General features: G+C 71.9%; 16 protein-coding genes. 12 read left to right on the forward strand and 4 right to left on the reverse strand.

Annotated elements, in window-relative coordinates:
• The first annotated feature begins 129 nt into the window (after positions 1-129).
• Entirely contained in the window at positions 130-1,350 is a 1,221-nt protein-coding gene (locus J8N05_RS07655) for a cytochrome P450 (protein WP_210881694.1), read from the forward strand.
• An 83-nt stretch (positions 1,351-1,433) separates the two neighbouring features.
• Here the strand turns inward: J8N05_RS07655 and J8N05_RS07660 are convergent, their stop codons facing one another.
• The gene (locus tag J8N05_RS07660) at positions 1,434-3,056 is read right to left on the reverse strand and encodes an ABC transporter permease (RefSeq protein ID WP_210881695.1); all 1,623 of its coding nucleotides are present in this window, start codon (positions 3,054-3,056) and stop codon (positions 1,434-1,436) included.
• Complete coding sequence (locus J8N05_RS07665) at positions 3,053-3,979, reverse strand: ABC transporter ATP-binding protein (protein ID WP_210881696.1); 927 nt, start codon at positions 3,977-3,979, stop codon at positions 3,053-3,055. Before J8N05_RS07665 ends, J8N05_RS07660 begins: the two co-directional genes overlap by 4 nt.
• Positions 3,980-4,098: 119 nt before the next feature.
• Here J8N05_RS07665 and J8N05_RS07670 point away from each other — a divergent pair, with 119 nt between their 5' ends.
• Positions 4,099-4,593 carry a GbsR/MarR family transcriptional regulator gene (locus tag J8N05_RS07670; RefSeq protein WP_210881697.1) on the forward strand — a complete coding sequence of 165 codons (495 nt, stop codon included), beginning with the start codon at positions 4,099-4,101 and terminating at the stop codon, positions 4,591-4,593.
• A 212-nt stretch (positions 4,594-4,805) separates the two neighbouring features.
• Here the strand turns inward: J8N05_RS07670 and J8N05_RS07675 are convergent, their stop codons facing one another.
• Positions 4,806-5,663, reverse strand: a complete 858-nt coding sequence (locus J8N05_RS07675; RefSeq protein ID WP_210881698.1) for a diacylglycerol kinase family protein — start codon at positions 5,661-5,663, stop codon at positions 4,806-4,808.
• Between the two features lie 190 nt (positions 5,664-5,853).
• Here J8N05_RS07675 and J8N05_RS07680 point away from each other — a divergent pair, with 190 nt between their 5' ends.
• Positions 5,854-7,140 (forward strand): adenylosuccinate synthase, encoded by a 1,287-nt coding sequence (locus J8N05_RS07680; protein ID WP_210881699.1) that lies wholly within the window; start codon positions 5,854-5,856, stop codon positions 7,138-7,140.
• Positions 7,141-7,320: 180 nt separating this feature from the next.
• On the opposite strand, the gene J8N05_RS07685 is transcribed toward J8N05_RS07680, so the two are convergent.
• Positions 7,321-7,842 carry a MarR family winged helix-turn-helix transcriptional regulator gene (locus tag J8N05_RS07685; protein ID WP_210881700.1) on the reverse strand — a complete coding sequence of 174 codons (522 nt, stop codon included), beginning with the start codon at positions 7,840-7,842 and terminating at the stop codon, positions 7,321-7,323.
• A 340-nt stretch (positions 7,843-8,182) separates the two neighbouring features.
• Here J8N05_RS07685 and ribB point away from each other — a divergent pair, with 340 nt between their 5' ends.
• From ribB to J8N05_RS07730, 9 genes are all read left to right on the forward strand, one after another.
• Positions 8,183-8,854, forward strand: a complete 672-nt coding sequence (gene ribB / locus J8N05_RS07690; protein ID WP_210881701.1) for a 3,4-dihydroxy-2-butanone-4-phosphate synthase — start codon at positions 8,183-8,185, stop codon at positions 8,852-8,854.
• Positions 8,851-10,119 carry a 1-acyl-sn-glycerol-3-phosphate acyltransferase gene (locus J8N05_RS07695; protein ID WP_210881702.1) on the forward strand — a complete coding sequence of 423 codons (1,269 nt, stop codon included), beginning with the start codon at positions 8,851-8,853 and terminating at the stop codon, positions 10,117-10,119. The genes ribB and J8N05_RS07695 overlap by 4 nt, the downstream gene beginning before the upstream one ends.
• An 8-nt stretch (positions 10,120-10,127) precedes the next feature.
• Positions 10,128-10,850, forward strand: coding sequence for a hypothetical protein (locus J8N05_RS07700; protein ID WP_210881703.1), 723 nt, complete (start codon positions 10,128-10,130; stop codon positions 10,848-10,850).
• On the forward strand, positions 10,847-11,611 hold the full coding sequence (locus J8N05_RS07705; protein ID WP_210881704.1) for an SDR family NAD(P)-dependent oxidoreductase: 765 nt from the start codon (positions 10,847-10,849) through the stop codon (positions 11,609-11,611). The genes J8N05_RS07700 and J8N05_RS07705 overlap by 4 nt, the downstream gene beginning before the upstream one ends.
• Entirely contained in the window at positions 11,611-12,075 is a 465-nt protein-coding gene (locus J8N05_RS07710) for an SRPBCC family protein (protein WP_210881705.1), read from the forward strand. The genes J8N05_RS07705 and J8N05_RS07710 overlap by 1 nt, the downstream gene beginning before the upstream one ends.
• 1 nt (position 12,076) lies before the next feature.
• Positions 12,077-12,250 (forward strand): hypothetical protein, encoded by a 174-nt coding sequence (locus J8N05_RS07715; RefSeq protein ID WP_210881706.1) that lies wholly within the window; start codon positions 12,077-12,079, stop codon positions 12,248-12,250.
• 178 nt (positions 12,251-12,428) lie between these two features.
• Positions 12,429-13,439, forward strand: coding sequence for a beta-ketoacyl-ACP synthase III (locus J8N05_RS07720; RefSeq protein ID WP_247706187.1), 1,011 nt, complete (start codon positions 12,429-12,431; stop codon positions 13,437-13,439).
• Between the two features lie 99 nt (positions 13,440-13,538).
• Positions 13,539-13,703 (forward strand): hypothetical protein, encoded by a 165-nt coding sequence (locus J8N05_RS07725; protein ID WP_210881707.1) that lies wholly within the window; start codon positions 13,539-13,541, stop codon positions 13,701-13,703.
• A gap of 754 nt (positions 13,704-14,457) precedes the next feature.
• Positions 14,458-15,231 carry a hypothetical protein gene (locus tag J8N05_RS07730; RefSeq protein ID WP_210881708.1) on the forward strand — a complete coding sequence of 258 codons (774 nt, stop codon included), beginning with the start codon at positions 14,458-14,460 and terminating at the stop codon, positions 15,229-15,231.
• The last annotated feature ends 674 nt before the right edge of the window (positions 15,232-15,905 follow it).

The raw sequence follows: 15,905 nt of genomic DNA on the forward strand, positions 1-15,905 counted from the left end.
GGGGAACTGCGCGCCCGGCCCCACCGGCCCCACCGGCCCGCAGCCGAAATCGACCCCAGGAGGAGCGAACCCCCAGTTCAAGAGGGCAGGCCCTGTCCAGACAGGGACACGACCGGCTAGCGTCCGGACATGGCAGCAATCAACCCCCCGAAGTCCTTCGACCCCTGGGACCAGACCTTCCTGGCGGACCCGTACCCCGCGTACGCGGACCTCCGCGCCCACGGCAGGGTCCACTACTACGAGCCCACCAACCAGTGGCTGGTACCCCACCACGCGGACGTGTCGACGCTGCTGAGGGACCGCAGGCTGGGCCGCACCTACCAGCACCGCTTCACGCACGAGGACTTCGGACGGACGCCGCCCCCGCCCGAGCACGAGCCGTTCCACGTGCTGAACGACCACGGCATGCTCGACCTGGAACCGCCGGACCACACGAGGATCAGGCGGCTGGTGTCGAAGGCGTTCACCCCGCGCACGGTCGAGCGGCTGCGGCCGTATGTGGACCGGCTGGCGTCCGACCTGGTGGGCGAGCTGGTCGCCGCGGGCGGCGGAGACCTGCTGACGGTCGTCGCCGAGCCCCTCCCGGTGGCGGTGATCGCGGAGATGCTGGGCATCCCGGAGTCCGAGCGGGCGCAGCTGCGGCCCTGGTCGGCGGACATCTGCGGGATGTACGAGCTGAGTCCGTCGAAGGAGACGGCCCGGAAGGCGGTACGGGCCTCGGTCGAGTTCACGGAGTTCCTGCGGGAGCTGATCGCGGTACGGCGCAAGGAGCCCGGGGACGACCTGATCTCGGGGCTGATCGCGGCGTACGACGAGGGGGACCGGCTCAGTGAGCAGGAGATGATCTCGACGTGCGTCCTCCTGCTGAACGCGGGCCACGAGGCGACGGTGAACGCCACGGTGAACGGCTGGTGGGCACTGTTCCGGCACCCGGAGCAGCTGGCGGCGCTGCGCGCGGACCGGGGGCTGGTGGGTACGGCGGTGGAGGAGCTGATGCGGTACGACACCCCGCTGCAGCTGTTCGAGCGGTGGGTGCTGGACGAGATCGAGATCGACGGGACGGTGATTCCGCGGGGGAGCGAGGTGGCGTTGCTCTTCGGAGCGGCCAACCACGACCCGGCGGTGTTCGCCGAGCCGGAAACGCTCGATCTGTCCCGAGCGGAGAACCCGCACATCTCCTTCAGCGCGGGTATCCACTACTGCATCGGGGCGCCGCTCGCCCGGATCGAACTCGCGGCGTCCATGGGGGCGTTGCTGGAGCAGGCTCCTTCGCTGCAGCTCGCGGCCGAGCCTGCGCGGAAGCCGAACTTCGTCATCCGGGGGTTGGAGGGGCTGCTCGTGGAGGTCTGACGGGTGTCGCTTTCGTCTGCGGGCCCGGTGGGGGCCGGTCGCGCAGTTCCCCGCGCCCCTGAGAACGTGGGTCGGCCGGCGCCTCAGCCCGTCGTCAGGTCGCGGCGTCTGAAGGCCGCCAGGCCGGTCGCCAGCAGGGCCGCGGCGATCGCCGTGAGGGTCAGCACCGGTGTCCAGGTCATCTCGCCGCCGGGGAGTTTCGGCAGGTGGCCGAAGGGCGAGAGGTCCAGGACCGGGGCGGGGAGGTCCAGGGCGGGGCCGATCCAGCCCAGGAGCAGCGCGGTGCCGGCCACCGCCCACGCGGCCGGAGCCACCTGCGGAGACACCCCGTACAGGAGGACCGCGAGGGCGCCGATGGTCCAGATGGCGGGGAGTTGGACCAGGCAGGCGCCCAGGACGGGGCCCGGCGACTGCCCGTAGCCGGCGGTCAGGCCGAGGCCGCCCAGGAGCATGATGAGCACCGCTCCGCCGAAGGCGATCAGCAGGTGGCCGCCGGCCCAGCGCAGGCGGCCCACCGCGCCCGCGAGGACCGGTTCGGCGCGCTGGGAGGTCTCCTCGCCGTGCAGCCGCAGTACGGACTGGACGACGTACAGCGCGGCGACCATGCCGAGCATGCCGACCATCGTGGCGAGGAACGCGTCGGTGATGCCGGACTGCCCGCCCATGCGCTCGATGATCTGGCGGGTCCGCTCGTTGTCGCCGACCAGGTCCGTCGCCCCCTTCGTCACCCCGCCGAAGGCGGCTCCGGCGGCGAGGAAGCCGAGACTCCAGCCCAGTACGCTGCCGCGCTGGAGTCGCCAGGCGAGTGCGCCCGCCGTGCCGAGGCGGCCGGCGGCGGGGCCGGGCCGGGTCGGCAGGAAGCTCATGCCGACGTCGCGGCGCCCGGCCAGTTCGTAGGCGGTCGCGGCCTGGAGCGTGACGGCGGCGGCGAAGAGCAGCAGGACCCACCAGCGTTCGTGCGCGAAGGGACGCAGGTTCTCCAGCCAGCCGACGGGGGACAGCCAGGTCAGCACGGACGAGCCGTCGCTCACCGAGGAGTCACCGGCGGCCCGCAGGGCGAACGCCGCGCCCAGCAGGCCTCCCGTCAGCCCCTTCGCGAGCCGTGCGCTCTCCGTGAGCTGGGCGACGACCGCCGCCGCCGTCGCGAAGACCATGCCGACCCCGGCCGTGGCGAGCCCCAGCGCCAGGGCGCCCGACGGGCCCTGCCCGGCGAGGCCGGCGGTGATGAGCAGGGCGAGGGCCGCGTTCGCGACGAGGGCGGCCAGGAGCGCGGCGGTCAGCGGGGCGCGGCGGCCCACCATGCCCGCCGAGACCATCTCCTGCCGGCCGCTCTCCTCCTCGTCCCGGGTGTGCCGTACGACGACGATCAGGCTCATGATCCCGGCGAACACCCCCGCGTACGCGCCGATGCGCCAGGCCGCGAGAGCGCCGAGCGAGTCGCCGAACACCGGCCCGTACATGGCGCGCAGGGAGCTGTTGGTGAGCATCTGGTGGGCGAGGTCGGCGCGTTCGGCGGCCGTGGAGTACACGCTCTTCAGGGAGCCCGGCATGGAGACCACCATCAGGGCGACGACGCCCACCCAGAGGGGGATCACCACGCGGTCCCGGCGCAGTGCGAGCCGCAGCAGGGGACAGGTGCCCGCCAGTGGGCGCGAACCCCCGCCCCGTACGACGGTGGGCCCGGCGGTCGGGGTCACGGCGGTCATCGGGACGCCGCCTTCGTCCGAGTCTGCGCCTGCGCCTGCACGTCCTCCTGGTAGTGGCGCAGGAAGAGTTCCTCCAGGGTGGGCGGTGTGGAGGTCAGGGACCGTACGCCGGACCGGGTGAGTGAGCGCAGTACGGCGTTCAGTTTGTCGCTGTCCACCTGGAGCCTGACCCGGGCGCCCTGGATGTCGAGATGGTGGACGCCGGGCAGGGCGGCCAGTCCGTCGGGGGGACCGGCGAGTTCGGCGGTGACGACGGTGCGGGTGAGGTGTCGCAGATCGGCGAGCGAACCGGTCTCGACCGTGACGCCCTTGCGGATGATGCTGACCCGGTCGCACAGCTCCTCGACCTCGCTGAGGATGTGGGAGGACAGCAGGATGGTGCGGCCCCGGTCGCGTTCCTCCTCGACGCACCGCTGGAAGACTTCCTCCATCAGCGGGTCCAGGCCCGACGTGGGCTCGTCGAGGATCAGCAGGTCGACGTCCGAGGCGAAGGCGGCGACGAGGGCGACCTTCTGCCGGTTGCCCTTGGAGTAGGTGCGGCCCTTCTTCGTGGGGTCCAGTTCGAAGCGCTGGATCAGCTCGGCGCGGCGGACCTGGTCCAGGCCGCCGCGCAGCCGCCCGTACAGGTCGATGACCTCGCCGCCGGACAGGTTCCGCCAGAGGGTCACGTCACCGGGGACGTACGCGATCCGGCGGTGCAGTTCCACCGCGTCGGCCCACGGGTCGCGGCCCAGCAGGCGCGCGGTGCCCGAGTCGGCGCGCAGCAGGCCCAGCAGGACGCGGATGGTGGTGGACTTGCCCGCGCCGTTGGGGCCGAGGAAGCCGTGCACCTCGCCGGTCTCGACGTCGAGGTCGAGACCGTCCAGGGCGTGCGTGCCGCCGAACGACTTGTGCAGTCCGGAGACGGTGATTGCCTTCGTCATGCTTCAGAACGTACGCTTATTTCACAAACTTGTGAAGTTAAGGAAGCGTATGAATGGCGGATAGGATCGGCCCCTGGTGAGGGCGAAGGTGAAGGCGGAGTTCGGGAGAGGAACACGGAATGGCGGAACCGGGCGCGGCACGGGACGACGAGGCGGTCTCGAAGTTCGTCGAGAGGTTCGCCGCCCAGCTCGTCGAGGCCGGGATGCAGCGGATGCCGGCCCGGGTGTTCGCCGCGCTGCTCTCCTCCGACTCCGGGACGTTGACCTCCGCCGAGCTGGGCGAACAACTGCGGATCAGTCCGGCCGCCGTGTCCGGGGCGGTGCGCTATCTCGCGCAGCAGCACATGGTCTCGCGCGAGCGTGAGCCCGGGTCGCGGCGCGAGCGGTACCGGGTGCACAGCAACCAGTGGTACGAGGCGCTCACCAATCGTGAGGCGGTTCTCAAAGGGTGGGAGCGGGCTCTGCGGGAGGGTGTGGACAGTCTTGGCGGGGGGAGTCCGGCGGGGCGGCGGTTGGCTGAGACGCTTGCGTTCTTCGAGTTCGTGGATGGGGAGGTGGCGGCGATGATGGATCGGTGGCGGGTCCATCGGGAACGCCACTTCGGTGACGGCTGACGACTTTTCTCGCCCCCGCCGCCCCTACCCGTTCCCGTCCACGCATGGGGGCTGCGCCCCCTCGCCCCCCTTGATCGCGCTTCGCGCTCGTCCTCAAACGCCGGACGGGCTGAAAATCAGCCCGTCCGGCGTTTGAGGACCGGGGGTTCGGGGGCTGGCCCCCGAGTCGTTGACGGGAACGGGTAGGGGCGGCGGGGGCGAAAAACCAGTCGTCACCCCGGCAACGTCAACCCCCAAGCCCCCTCCCGGACGGTCCACGTCCGGGTGCGGACCGGGCCCGCCACCACCGCATCCGCCCGATACCGGAAATCCGCCCCCGACACGGTGATCGTCCGCGCCACGGCCTCCAGCGGCGCGGCCTCCGCGCCGACGGAGACGGGCCGGATCTCGATCCGCGCACCACCCCCCGCACCGCCCGGAGTGATCGACACGGCGTCCACGGGCTGGTCCAGGTCGATGAGGGTCCGCCCGTCGACCTCGACGCGCAGCCGGGCGGGCCCGGGGGAGGCGGACGCCGGCGGCCGGGCGGGCCGGGCGGCGAGCGTGCGGACGAGGGACTGGCAGGTCCGCAGCCAGTGGGCCCGGTGATGCGGAGCCTCCTCCTCCGAGGAGCCCTCGCCCCCGCCCAGCGGCGGAATCCGCAGAGCCCCCAGCACCACCCCGTCACTGTCGTCCACCAGAAGATCGAGCCGTCGTTCGGACCCGTCGAGCACGGCCCGCGCCGCCGCCACGGCACCCATGGGCACGCCGAGGGCCCGCGAGAGCGTCAGCGCTCCGGCGCCGACGCCCACCGGCACCAGCGACAGTGCACATCCGGCCAGCTCGCGCCGCCGGTGCAAAAGGGACACGGCACGCAGCAGCGCCCGGTCGTCCCCGATCACGACGGGCCGCCGCGACCCTCTCCGGGCCAGGGCCCGATCGAATTCCTCGGGCCCGTCGGGGAGGCACACTTTTGCCGTCGCACCCGCGCTGAGCACGTCTTTTGCGATCCGTACCGCCTCACCGTCACCGTGACGGGCGACCGGGTCGATGACCACCAGGAGCTGGTCGGAAGTCGCCACCTCGGTCATGCCTCGCTTCCTCGGGTAGCATCTTTGTGCAAGAGCCCCTTGCGCTATTGCGCCAGGGGCTTCGTCTATTCCGGGGCATCCGGTCCGACGGTCGCGGCCAAAGGTGGTCGCCGGCGTACGCAGCCGTACCAGATACAGCCGCGTACGTCCCCGACCTTGGACATGCCCCGCCCGGAAGGGGTGTACGCGCGTGCCCGCACTTGTGCTGCTCGGTGCTCAGTGGGGTGACGAAGGCAAGGGAAAGGCCACCGACCTGCTCGGTGGTTCCGTGGACTATGTGGTGCGCTACCAAGGCGGCAACAACGCCGGCCATACGGTAGTCGTGGGCGATCAGAAGTACGCCCTCCACCTCCTCCCTTCCGGAATCCTCTCGCCGGGGTGCACCCCGGTCATCGGTAACGGAGTCGTTGTCGACCCGTCGGTCCTGTTCTCCGAGCTGAACGGACTGAACGAGCGAGGCGTCGACACGTCCAAGCTCCTCATCAGCGGAAACGCGCACATCATCACGCCGTACAACGTGACGGTGGACAAGGTGACGGAACGCTTCCTCGGCAAGCGGAAGATCGGCACCACCGGCCGGGGCATCGGCCCGACCTACGCCGACAAGATCAACCGCGTCGGTATCCGCGTCCAGGACCTGTACGACGAGTCGATCCTGACGCAGAAGGTCGAGGCGGCCCTCGACGGCAAGAACCAGCTCCTCACCAAGGTCTTCAACCGCCGCGCGATCGAGACCGACCAGATCGTCGAGGAACTGCTGACCTACGCGGAGAAGCTGCGCCCGTACGTCGCCGACACCGTCCTGGTGCTCAACAAGGCGCTCGACGACGACAAGGTGGTCCTCTTCGAGGGCGGCCAGGGCACGCTGCTGGACATCGACCACGGCACGTATCCCTTCGTGACGTCGTCGAACCCCACCGCGGGCGGCGCCTGCACGGGTTCGGGTGTCGGACCGACGAAGATCAGCCGGGTCATCGGCATCCTGAAGGCGTACACGACCCGGGTCGGCGCGGGTCCGTTCCCGACCGAGCTGCTCGACGAGGACGGCGAGGCGCTGCGCCGCATCGGCGGCGAGCGCGGGGTCACCACCGGCCGCGACCGGCGCTGCGGCTGGTTCGACGCGCCGATCGCCCGGTACGCGACGCGCGTCAACGGCCTGACGGACTTCTTCCTCACCAAGCTCGACGTCCTCACCGGCTGGGACGAGATCCCGGTCTGTGTCGCGTACGAGATCGACGGCAAGCGCGTCGAGGAGCTGCCCTACTCGCAGACCGACTTCCACCACGCGAAGCCGATCTACGAGAACCTGCCCGGCTGGTCGGAGGACATCACGAAGGCCAAGACCTTCGCCGACCTCCCGAAGAACGCCCAGGCGTACGTGAAGGCGCTGGAGGACATGTCCGGCGCCCCGATCTCCGCCATCGGCGTGGGCCCGGGCCGCGACGAGACGATCGAGATCAACTCGTTCCTGCGGTAGGGCGTTCCCGCGCCGGGGAGTGATCCGCGCATGACCGCCGCCCCGTACGAATCCTTCGTACGGGGCGGCGGTCTTTTTCGTGCGCGGCCTGCCCGGCGGGGCGCCGCCGCGGCCCTGACGCCGCGGCGACCGACCCCCGCACCGGCCGGTCGGCTACTTCTCGTACCCGGTGCCGGCCGGCTACTTCTCGTACTCGAAGCGGGCCGCCAGGGCCGTCCCGCTGGGGGTGCCGCCGAGGATCCGGCGCAGGCCGCGGGTCATGACCGCCTGTTCCTCCAGGCTCAGACAGTCGGTGATCATCGCGTCGGTCCGGGTGTCGATGCCGCGCAGTACGGGGATGAGTTCCTGCCCCCGCGGAGTCAGCCGCAGATAGACGACCCGGCGGTCCACCTGACCCGGCTCGCGGTCGATCAGGCTGCGCTTGGTGAGGGTGTCGACGATACGGCTGGGGCTCCCGCTCTCGCACACGATCAGGCGGCCCACCTCGGCGAGCGTGAGCGGGGCGCGCTCGGCCAGTACCAGCAGGATCTCCGCCTGGGCCGGCGTCAGGTTGAAGGGCCTGAGCTGTGCGGTCATCTGCCGGGCCCCCTCGCGCTGCGCGGCCAGCAGGAGATAGCGCAGTTCCGAGTCGTGCGCGGGTGGCTCGGCCGTGGCGGGCGCGTGGCTCAAGGTCGTGTCCGCGGCGGTCGGAGGGCTGGACATGGCGGCTCCAGGGGGTGCTGTGGGCGTGCTGTCGGTGGACGGCTGTGAACGAGCGGGTGATCACGTCATTTCTCGATGATGCAGCATCCATGCCACATCATTCAATGCTACGTCATCGATATACGCCTTTTCCGGCCCGCGTGGCTTGTCTCGGTCCATCCGGAAGGGCGGCTACCACTTTCGAGGACTCCCAGAATGGTGTTGCGACAACGATGCTGAGACATGCATGATGAGGCATCGGTGTTGAGACATCGATGACAAACCATCGATGTCGCGCCATCGACTTCTTGACCGGTGCACGACCCCACAGCTCAAGCCCACGTCAAGCAAAGGAACCGACATGACCGCGCAGATCCTTGAAGACGCTCCCGTCGCACTCGACGCCCCGATCGTTCTCGACGACGCGGCGGCGGCCGTGGCCGCCATCGCACGCGGGGAGCTCATCGTCGTGGTGGACGACGAGGACAGGGAGAACGAGGGAGACCTGATCGTGGCGGCGGAGTACGCCGACGCCGCGGCCATCAACTACATGATCACCCACGGCCGCGGTCTGGTCTGCGTCTCGGTGACCGAGGAGCAGGCCGCGAAGCTCAGCCTGCCCCCGATGGTCGAGCGCAACGAGGACCACCACGGCACCGCGTTCACCGTCAGCGTCGACGGCGGCCCGGAGCACGGCGTCACCACCGGCATATCGGCCCCCGACCGGGCCAGGACGATCGAGCTCATGCTGAACGGCACCGGCCAGGACCTGCGCCGGCCGGGCCACATCTTCCCCCTGGTCGCCCGTCCGGGCGGCGTCCTGGAGCGGCCCGGCCACACCGAGGCGGCCGTCGACCTCGCCCGGTTCGCCGGCCTCGCGCCCGCCGGCGTCATCGTGGAGATCATCCTTGAGGACGGGACGATGGCCCGCCTCCCCCAGCTCGTCCAGTTCGCCCGCCGCGAGGGCCTGGTCCTGACCAGCATCGAAAAGCTCCGGGAGTACGCCGCCGCCCGCACCGAGCAGGTGAAGTGAGCCGTATCCCCCGGTGGATGGCCGGTGCGTCGAACGCGGTCACCCGTCCCGCGGTCACGCACCGGTTCCTCGCCGGAGTGGAGGGGGTCCGGCACCTGCCGGCCGACCAGCCGTTCGTCCTGGTCGCCAACCACAGCAGTTTCGCCGACCACCTCGTCCTGGACGCCGTACTCGAAGCGCTGCGGGACACCCGTACCTCCTATCTCACGAAGGCCGAGGCCTTCGTCCACCCGGTACGCGGCCGGTGGACGCACGGCATGGGCGGCATCCCGGTCGACCGGGACCGCCCCGGCAAGGAACTGCTGGCCGCGGTGGACGGCGTCTTCGCGGGCTCCGGCGCCCTCGTGGTCTACCCCGAGGGCACCCGCGGGACCGGCTGGCCCCTGCTGCCCTTCAAGGACGGTGCCTTCCGCTTCGCGGTCCGGGCCGGTGTGCCCGTCATACCGGTGGCGATGTGGGGAGCACAGCACGTCCTGCCCAAGGGGGCCAATCTGCCCCGCCGCGCCAAGGTCCGCGTCGTCTTCGGCCCCGCACTGCCCGACGACACCGCACTGTCCAGGCCCCAGCGGGTCAAGGCCCTGGTGAAGGCGGCGCGCGAAGCGCTGGAGCCCCTCGTGGAGACGGCGCGCACCGCACCCGGCCCGGCGCGGATCCGCCAGGCCTCCCTCGAACTGGTCCGGCGTGCCGAGACGGTCACCGAGACCATGCTCAGCCGCACCGACACCCTGCCCGCCGGGCGGCGCGTGCGGCAGGCGCGCCTCCTGCTCACCCTGGCCCGCCGCACCGATCCGGACAGGTTCGCCCGGCCCGACGACCCGGTGGCCGCCGACGCCCGCGTGCTCGCGGCCCGGCTCACGGGACTGCGCGCCCTGGACGCCCCGGCCGTACTGCGCCCCGCGGTGCTGCGCGGCGTCCGGCGCGGCGCCGAGGAGGTACTGAGGAAACACCCCGACCATCTGATGGCCCGTTACCTGCTGGGCCGCTGGCATCTGCTGATGCCCCGGGCCCTGGGCGGCCGGCGCGAGGAGGCGCTGGAGCACCTGCGGCACGCGGCCCGGCTGGGCGCCCACGACACCCGGTACCCCATGGCGTACGCCGAGGCGCTGCTCGCGGTCGGCCGCGACGGTGAGGCGGCGGGACAACTGCGCGACGTGCTCGCCGCCCCCGCACCCGATGTGCGGACGGCGGAACGGCGGCGCCGGGCCGAGGCCCGGTACCAGCAACTCGCCGGCGCCGGTGCCGGCCCCACGACCCCAAGGGGGTGAGCTCATCCATGAGTACATCAGCGTCGAGCATGTCGGCGCCGAGCACCTCGGCGTCCCTGAAGTGCGGCAACACCCTCGTGGTCTTCGACGGACCCCGCCGGCTCTCCTGGCGCAGGTCCGTGTCCGGCGACTACACCCCCACGGCCCTGTGGCCGAGCCCGGCACAGGCGGCCGAGGTGCTGGACCATCTCCACGGCGGCGGATGCCTGCTCGTCCTCCTCGAACAGGAACGCATCTCCGTCCCCATGTACGCGGAGGAGGCCGACCGGCTGCCGCCCGACGTGGCGGACCGCGCGGAACTGACCAGTGACGGTGTGGTCAGCGAACTGCGTCTGCCGGTCATGGACTGGCTGCCGCCCGCGCTGCGCGAGCGCGGTCTGCGCTTCCTGGAGGACAGCGCGGGGCTGCTGCGCGAGAGTCCCGACCTGCTGCTGCCCCACCTGATCGTGGAGACACCGCCGTACCGGCCGGAGAACCTGCGGTTCGCCCGGCTGCGTACACCCCGCCCCTTCTCCGAGGACCGCCTCGCACCGGTCACCGACCGGCTGTTCACCGCCGGCATCCCCGATGTCTGCGGCATCCCCGGCGCCGATGACGTCGCCGGCATTCCCGGCGCCGCTGACGTCGCCGGTGTCCCCGGCGCCGCAGTCACCGCCGGTCTCGCGTCCGCCGCCCTGTGCCCGGCCGGTCCGGCGACGGCCGCGGCCCACACCTGGGAGACCACGCCATGAGCAGTCCCGCTCCGACAGTCCTCCCGCCGGGCAGCCCGCTGAAGGGCCGGGTGGTGCTCCTGACCGGGGCGGGACGGGGCCTCGGCCTGCTGACCGCGCAGACGCTCCTCGATCAGGGAGCGGCGGTCGTGGCCAACCACCGCTCGCCCTCGGACGGCCTGGACCGTCTCGTCGACAAGCACAAGGACCGGCTCCGGCTCGTCCCCGGCGATGTGGCCACCGACGAGACGGCGGCCCTGCTGGCGGCCGAGGCCCGCAGGTTCGGCCGGCTCGACGTCCTCATCCACAACGCCGCGATCACCCGCGACCAGCCCCTGGTGCGCATGTCGATCGAGGACTGGGACGAGGTGCAGCGGGTCAATCTGCGGGGCGCGTTCCTGACCACCAAGTACGCGGTGAAGACGATGATGCGGGCGCGCTACGGCCGCATCATCTACATCTCCTCCATCACCGCGCTCACCGGGAACGCGGGCCAGGCGGCCTACTCCTCCTCCAAGGCGGGGCTGCACGGCCTGGCCATGACGGTCTCGCAGGAGTACGCCTCCTACAACATCCGCACCACCACCGTGGCCCCGGGCATCCTCGACACCGGTCTGGGCGCGGCCGTCGCCGGTCCGCAGCGGCGGCGGATGACCGACCGTTCGCTGCTCGGGATCGGCGAGGCGGGACAGACCGCCGAGACGATCGCCTTCCTGGCATCTCCTGCCGCCGACTACATCAACGCCACGGTCATCCGCACCGACGGAGGAATGAGGTACTGATGAACCCCGACTCCAACGCCAACTCCGACCTCGACCCCGGCGCCGGCAACGGTCACTCCTCGCACATCCTGATCCCCGCGCCCGTCGGGATCGTGCGGCAGATCCTGCTGGAACCCACGGCCCTGGCCGAGTGGAACCCTGCCTTCCTCTCGGTCAAGGGACCCTCGGAGGCGCTCACCGGCCGTCGCTACCCGCTCGTCGCCCGTGGCGCCCTGCGCGGCCACTGGGAGTACGTCAGCATCGGCGAGACCCTCGTCGAGGGCCGGTGGGAGGTGCCCGGCCTGGCCGAGACCAACAGCTGGAGCCTGCTGCCGCACGGCGAGGGCACCCACGTCACCCACTCCTTCACGCACCGGGGCGGCCTCGCCGCCCTGCTGCGGCCGGCGTTCGCCGGGGTCGCCGACCTCCGACTCGACCGGCTGTCCGGGCGGGCCGCGCAACGTGCCCTGGCCCAGGTGTCCTGACATGGCCGCCGGCACAGCAACACCCGCTGCCGCGCCGCCGGTCGAGAACACGGCACGGGCCGTCCCGCCCGTGCCACCCGCCCGCGCCGACTGCTGGGCGCGGCCGACTCCGCTGCACCTGGCCCGTCCGGACGGCGAGTACGCCGAGGACCACATCCTGCGTGGCCTCGACTGAACCGGCCGTCGAACCGGCCGCCCACCCCCCATACGTGACGGGCCCGGCGAAAATCCCCCGCACCGGGCCCGTCACCTCCCCCCGTCCCGTACTCCCACTCCGTCCCGTACTCCCACCCAGTACCGCACCCCCACCCATTCCCGACCGTCCGTGACCGTCCGTTCCAGGGAGACGCATCGTGTCCACACCTTCCGTGCCGAGGCCTCCCGCGGGCCCCGCGTACGCCCGTGTCGTCGGCGTGGGCGGCTACCGGCCCTCCCGCGTGGTGTCCAACGCGGAGATCGCCCGCCGCATCGACTCCAGCGACGAGTGGATCCGCGAACGCTCGGGTATCGCCGAACGGCGCTGGGCGGCCGAGCAGGAGAGCGTGGCCCTCATGGGGGCCGCCGCCGCGGAGAAGGCGCTCGCGCACGCCGGAGTCACCGCCGACCGGATCGGCTGTGTCCTGGTGGCCACCTCCACCCACTTCCGCCAACTGCCCGCCGTCGCCGCCGACATCGCCCACCGGGTCGGCACCACGAAGGCCGCGGCCTTCGATCTCTCCGCGGCCTGCGCGGGCTTCACCCACGCCCTGGCGATCGCCCACGACCTGGTACGCGGCGGCAGCGCCGACCACGTCCTGGTGGTGGCGACCGAGCGGATGTCCGACCTGATCGACCACGACGACCGAGCCACCGCCTTCCTCTTCGGCGACGGCGCCGGAGCCGTCGTCGTCGGGCCCTGCGACACCCCGGCCATGGGTCCCGTGGTCTGGGGCGCTGACGGGGCGCAGGGCGGGGCCATCGACCAGAGCGCCTCCTGGCTCGAACTGCGTGACGGTACGCCGGAGCGCTTCCCGGCGCTGACCATGCAGGGCCAGACAGTGTTCCGCTGGGCGGTCTACGAGATGGCGCGGGTCGCCCGACAGGCCCTGGAGGAAGCGGAGTTGAACGCCGCCGACCTCGACGCGTTCATCCCGCACCAGGCGAACCTGCGCATCGTGGAGAGCCTCGCCACGACACTGCGGCTGCCCGCGCACGTGGCCGTCGCCCGCGACATCGTCCACACCGGGAACACCTCGGCGGCCTCCATCCCGCTGGCGATCGAGCACATGCTGGCCTCCGGGGCCGTCCGCAGCGGCGGCCTGGCCCTGACCATCGGCTTCGGCGCCGGACTCTCGTACGCCGCCCAGGTGATCACCCTGCCCTGACGGCGGCGCCGGGCCGCTCGTGTTCACGTACCCCGTACCTGTCTGTACCTATCTGTACCTGTCCATATCGGCCGTACCGTATCTGGAGTTGACATGATCATGATTGATGCATCCGTCGCGCCGTACGCGGGCGATCCGGCCCCTGCCGTCCCTGTCACCCCCGTCGTCCCCGCCGCCCCTGCCGTCTCTGGCCGCCCGGAGCCGGAGGGGGCGGACTTCACCACCGTCTTCGACATCATGGGCCGCATTTTCAGTGCCGTCTGAGCGTGATGGCGGGCGGGGTCGGCCGGCGGTGAGGCCGGTGGCGGGGCTGATGGTGACAACGCTGTCGCCATCGTTGTCACCATGTCGGGGCGAACCTGGCGCATACGGGTCGGAACGGGCGACCGACCCGACCCCTTCTCACTGGCCGGTTTCGGTCAACTTGTGAGGCGCCTTTGTGAACCGAAGGCTCGCTCCGGGGCCCTGTAATGCGCAGAAAGCCCAGTTCGCGGGCTGCCTGAGGCTCCGGCGGCCGGACCGAAACCCCTTTCCTCGGCTGTGGGCGCGCGGCGGGGCCGACACGTGCGCTGTCGTATTCCGGTCCCTGCCGTCTAGCCGTTCGGAACCTGGGGTGTGAACCGTGTCTCCAGCGCGCAGAGGCATGTCTAGCGTCGCGGCGCGCATCGTTCCGCTCCACCGGTCGTGTGCTCAGTGAGACCCAGTGACGATGGAGGACACCTCCCCGTGAAACCGGCCGTCGCCCGCCCCGGCGATCCGTACCGCTTCCCGCACATCGCCATCAGCCCCTCGCGCCGGCCGGGACGTCCGTGCCCTTTACCGCGGACGCCGCGTTCCCTGAGCCAGGAGCCCGCGAGACCGGAGCACTTCGGCCGCCATGAGCCCGCAGGGTCGGTGCCTCCCGGGGCGGTACTCGGCCCCGCCGAGAGGGTCGGCGCGGAGTGTGCCCGCCGGGACCGCGCCGGAGCCGGGAGCCCGGTACGGCTGATCCGGCGGCCGTCCCTTCGCCCTGCCGCCGATGGATGAGCGCACCGGTCCGCCCGCGGCGGACATGACGTCGCCGCCGGCCGGCAGTGTCGCCCGCCATGTGGCCGAGTTCGCCGAAGACGGCGTCCATCACGAGGTGGCCGACGGTCCCGACGCCTCATCTGGAGTGTCCGGGGTGCCCGGGGTGCCCGGGGTGCAGCGTCCGCCCGTCCATCCGGAGTCGTCGCGCACGATTCCGTCGCAGCGGTACTACACGCTGATCGTCGAACGCATCAGTGTCCTCGCGGCGTTGGGCTTCAACGCCCCGACGATCGCCCAGGCGCTGGGGCGCGAGGGCTACACCATGGCGCCGGGCCGCAGCGATCCGATCAGTCTCACCACGGTGCGCCGACTGCTGCGCGAGAACACGTCCGCGTCCCGTCGCCGACCCGCCGCCGTACGCGGTGAGGGGCTGGCGGCGCACGAGTGGTGGCTGCAGGATCTGGCCGCGGAACTGTCCATGCCGTCCATCACCCTGTACGGCTGGGCCCGCCGGGGCTGGGTGACCGTGGTGCGCAAGGAGAGCCGGCCCCCGTACCGCCTCGTCCTCCGGGCCGACCCCGCCGACACGGCCCGCCTGCGGGCCCGCCGCCCGAACACCGACGGGGAAGGGCTGCGCCCCGCCCCGCCCCCGCTCCCACGTGGCCGCGGGGGAGCCCCGCAGTGCTCGGATCCGTCTGGCCCCGATCAGCGCAGAGCCCCGTCAGGGGCGCGGGGAACTGCGCGACCGGCCACGACGCACTCGCAGTGGGCGTACGAGGTGTAGGGGCAGGGCAGGGCAGGGCAGGGCAGGGCAGGTTCGGTCCGGTTCTCGACTGCGGCTGCGTGGGGGTGGGCCGCGCAGTTCCCCGCGCCCCTGACGGGGCCGGGGCCCGCAGGCAACCCTCAGGCCCCGCACCGGAGTTAGGGGAGGCCACCGGCACATCCCGTTGCGCAGTCCCGCGTCCCGCAGTCCCGCGTCCCGCAGTCCCGCGTCCCGCAGTCCCGCGTCCCGCAGTCCCGCGTCCCGCAGTCCCGCGTCCCGCAGTCCCGCGTCCCGCAGTCCCGCGTCCCGCAGTCCCGCGTCCCGCAGTCCCGCGTCCCGCAGTCCCGCGTCCCGCAGTCCCGCGTCCCGCAGTCCCGCGTCCCGCAGTCCCGCGTCCCGCAGTCCCGCGTCCCGCGGTCACGCGCGAGTGCACGGGCCCCCGCCTGTCACCCGTCGACGCACCCGCCAGCCCCGGCCTCCGCCTGCCCGGCCGCCGATCCGAGCCGTACGGCCCCGCCGCTCCCCGGCACGTGACTTTTCCGCCATTCGTGCCGCCCTCTGCGGCGGCCCCTTCGCCGCCGGGCCGTCGGTGGAGAGCTCCGAGGCGGCCAGGAGCGGCGCGCGAAGGGAACTCCACCCGAGACCCAACCCCTGGCCGAATCCCCTCGATTCCAGCCTTCCCGAGGCCCTTTCCT

Source organism: Streptomyces liliiviolaceus, assembly GCF_018070025.1.
Lineage (GTDB): Bacteria > Actinomycetota > Actinomycetes > Streptomycetales > Streptomycetaceae > Streptomyces > Streptomyces liliiviolaceus.

What these genes read in the sequence shown, in the direction of transcription:
- J8N05_RS07700 (WP_210881703.1), top strand. Translation starts at nt 10,128, where the DNA reads ATGAGTACATCAGCGTCGAGCATGTCGGCGCCGAGCACCTCGGCGTCC.
- J8N05_RS07725 (WP_210881707.1), top strand. Translation starts at nt 13,539, where the DNA reads ATGATTGATGCATCCGTCGCGCCGTACGCGGGCGATCCGGCCCCTGCC.
- J8N05_RS07660 (WP_210881695.1), bottom strand. Translation starts at nt 3,056, where the DNA reads ATGACCGCCGTGACCCCGACCGCCGGGCCCACCGTCGTACGGGGCGGG.
- J8N05_RS07705 (WP_210881704.1), top strand. Translation starts at nt 10,847, where the DNA reads ATGAGCAGTCCCGCTCCGACAGTCCTCCCGCCGGGCAGCCCGCTGAAG.
- J8N05_RS07685 (WP_210881700.1), bottom strand. Translation starts at nt 7,842, where the DNA reads ATGTCCAGCCCTCCGACCGCCGCGGACACGACCTTGAGCCACGCGCCC.
- J8N05_RS07665 (WP_210881696.1), bottom strand. Translation starts at nt 3,979, where the DNA reads ATGACGAAGGCAATCACCGTCTCCGGACTGCACAAGTCGTTCGGCGGC.
- J8N05_RS07655 (WP_210881694.1), top strand. Translation starts at nt 130, where the DNA reads ATGGCAGCAATCAACCCCCCGAAGTCCTTCGACCCCTGGGACCAGACC.
- J8N05_RS07670 (WP_210881697.1), top strand. Translation starts at nt 4,099, where the DNA reads ATGGCGGAACCGGGCGCGGCACGGGACGACGAGGCGGTCTCGAAGTTC.
- ribB (WP_210881701.1), top strand. Translation starts at nt 8,183, where the DNA reads ATGACCGCGCAGATCCTTGAAGACGCTCCCGTCGCACTCGACGCCCCG.
- J8N05_RS07730 (WP_210881708.1), top strand. Translation starts at nt 14,458, where the DNA reads ATGGATGAGCGCACCGGTCCGCCCGCGGCGGACATGACGTCGCCGCCG.
- J8N05_RS07675 (WP_210881698.1), bottom strand. Translation starts at nt 5,663, where the DNA reads ATGACCGAGGTGGCGACTTCCGACCAGCTCCTGGTGGTCATCGACCCG.
- J8N05_RS07715 (WP_210881706.1), top strand. Translation starts at nt 12,077, where the DNA reads ATGGCCGCCGGCACAGCAACACCCGCTGCCGCGCCGCCGGTCGAGAAC.
- J8N05_RS07710 (WP_210881705.1), top strand. Translation starts at nt 11,611, where the DNA reads ATGAACCCCGACTCCAACGCCAACTCCGACCTCGACCCCGGCGCCGGC.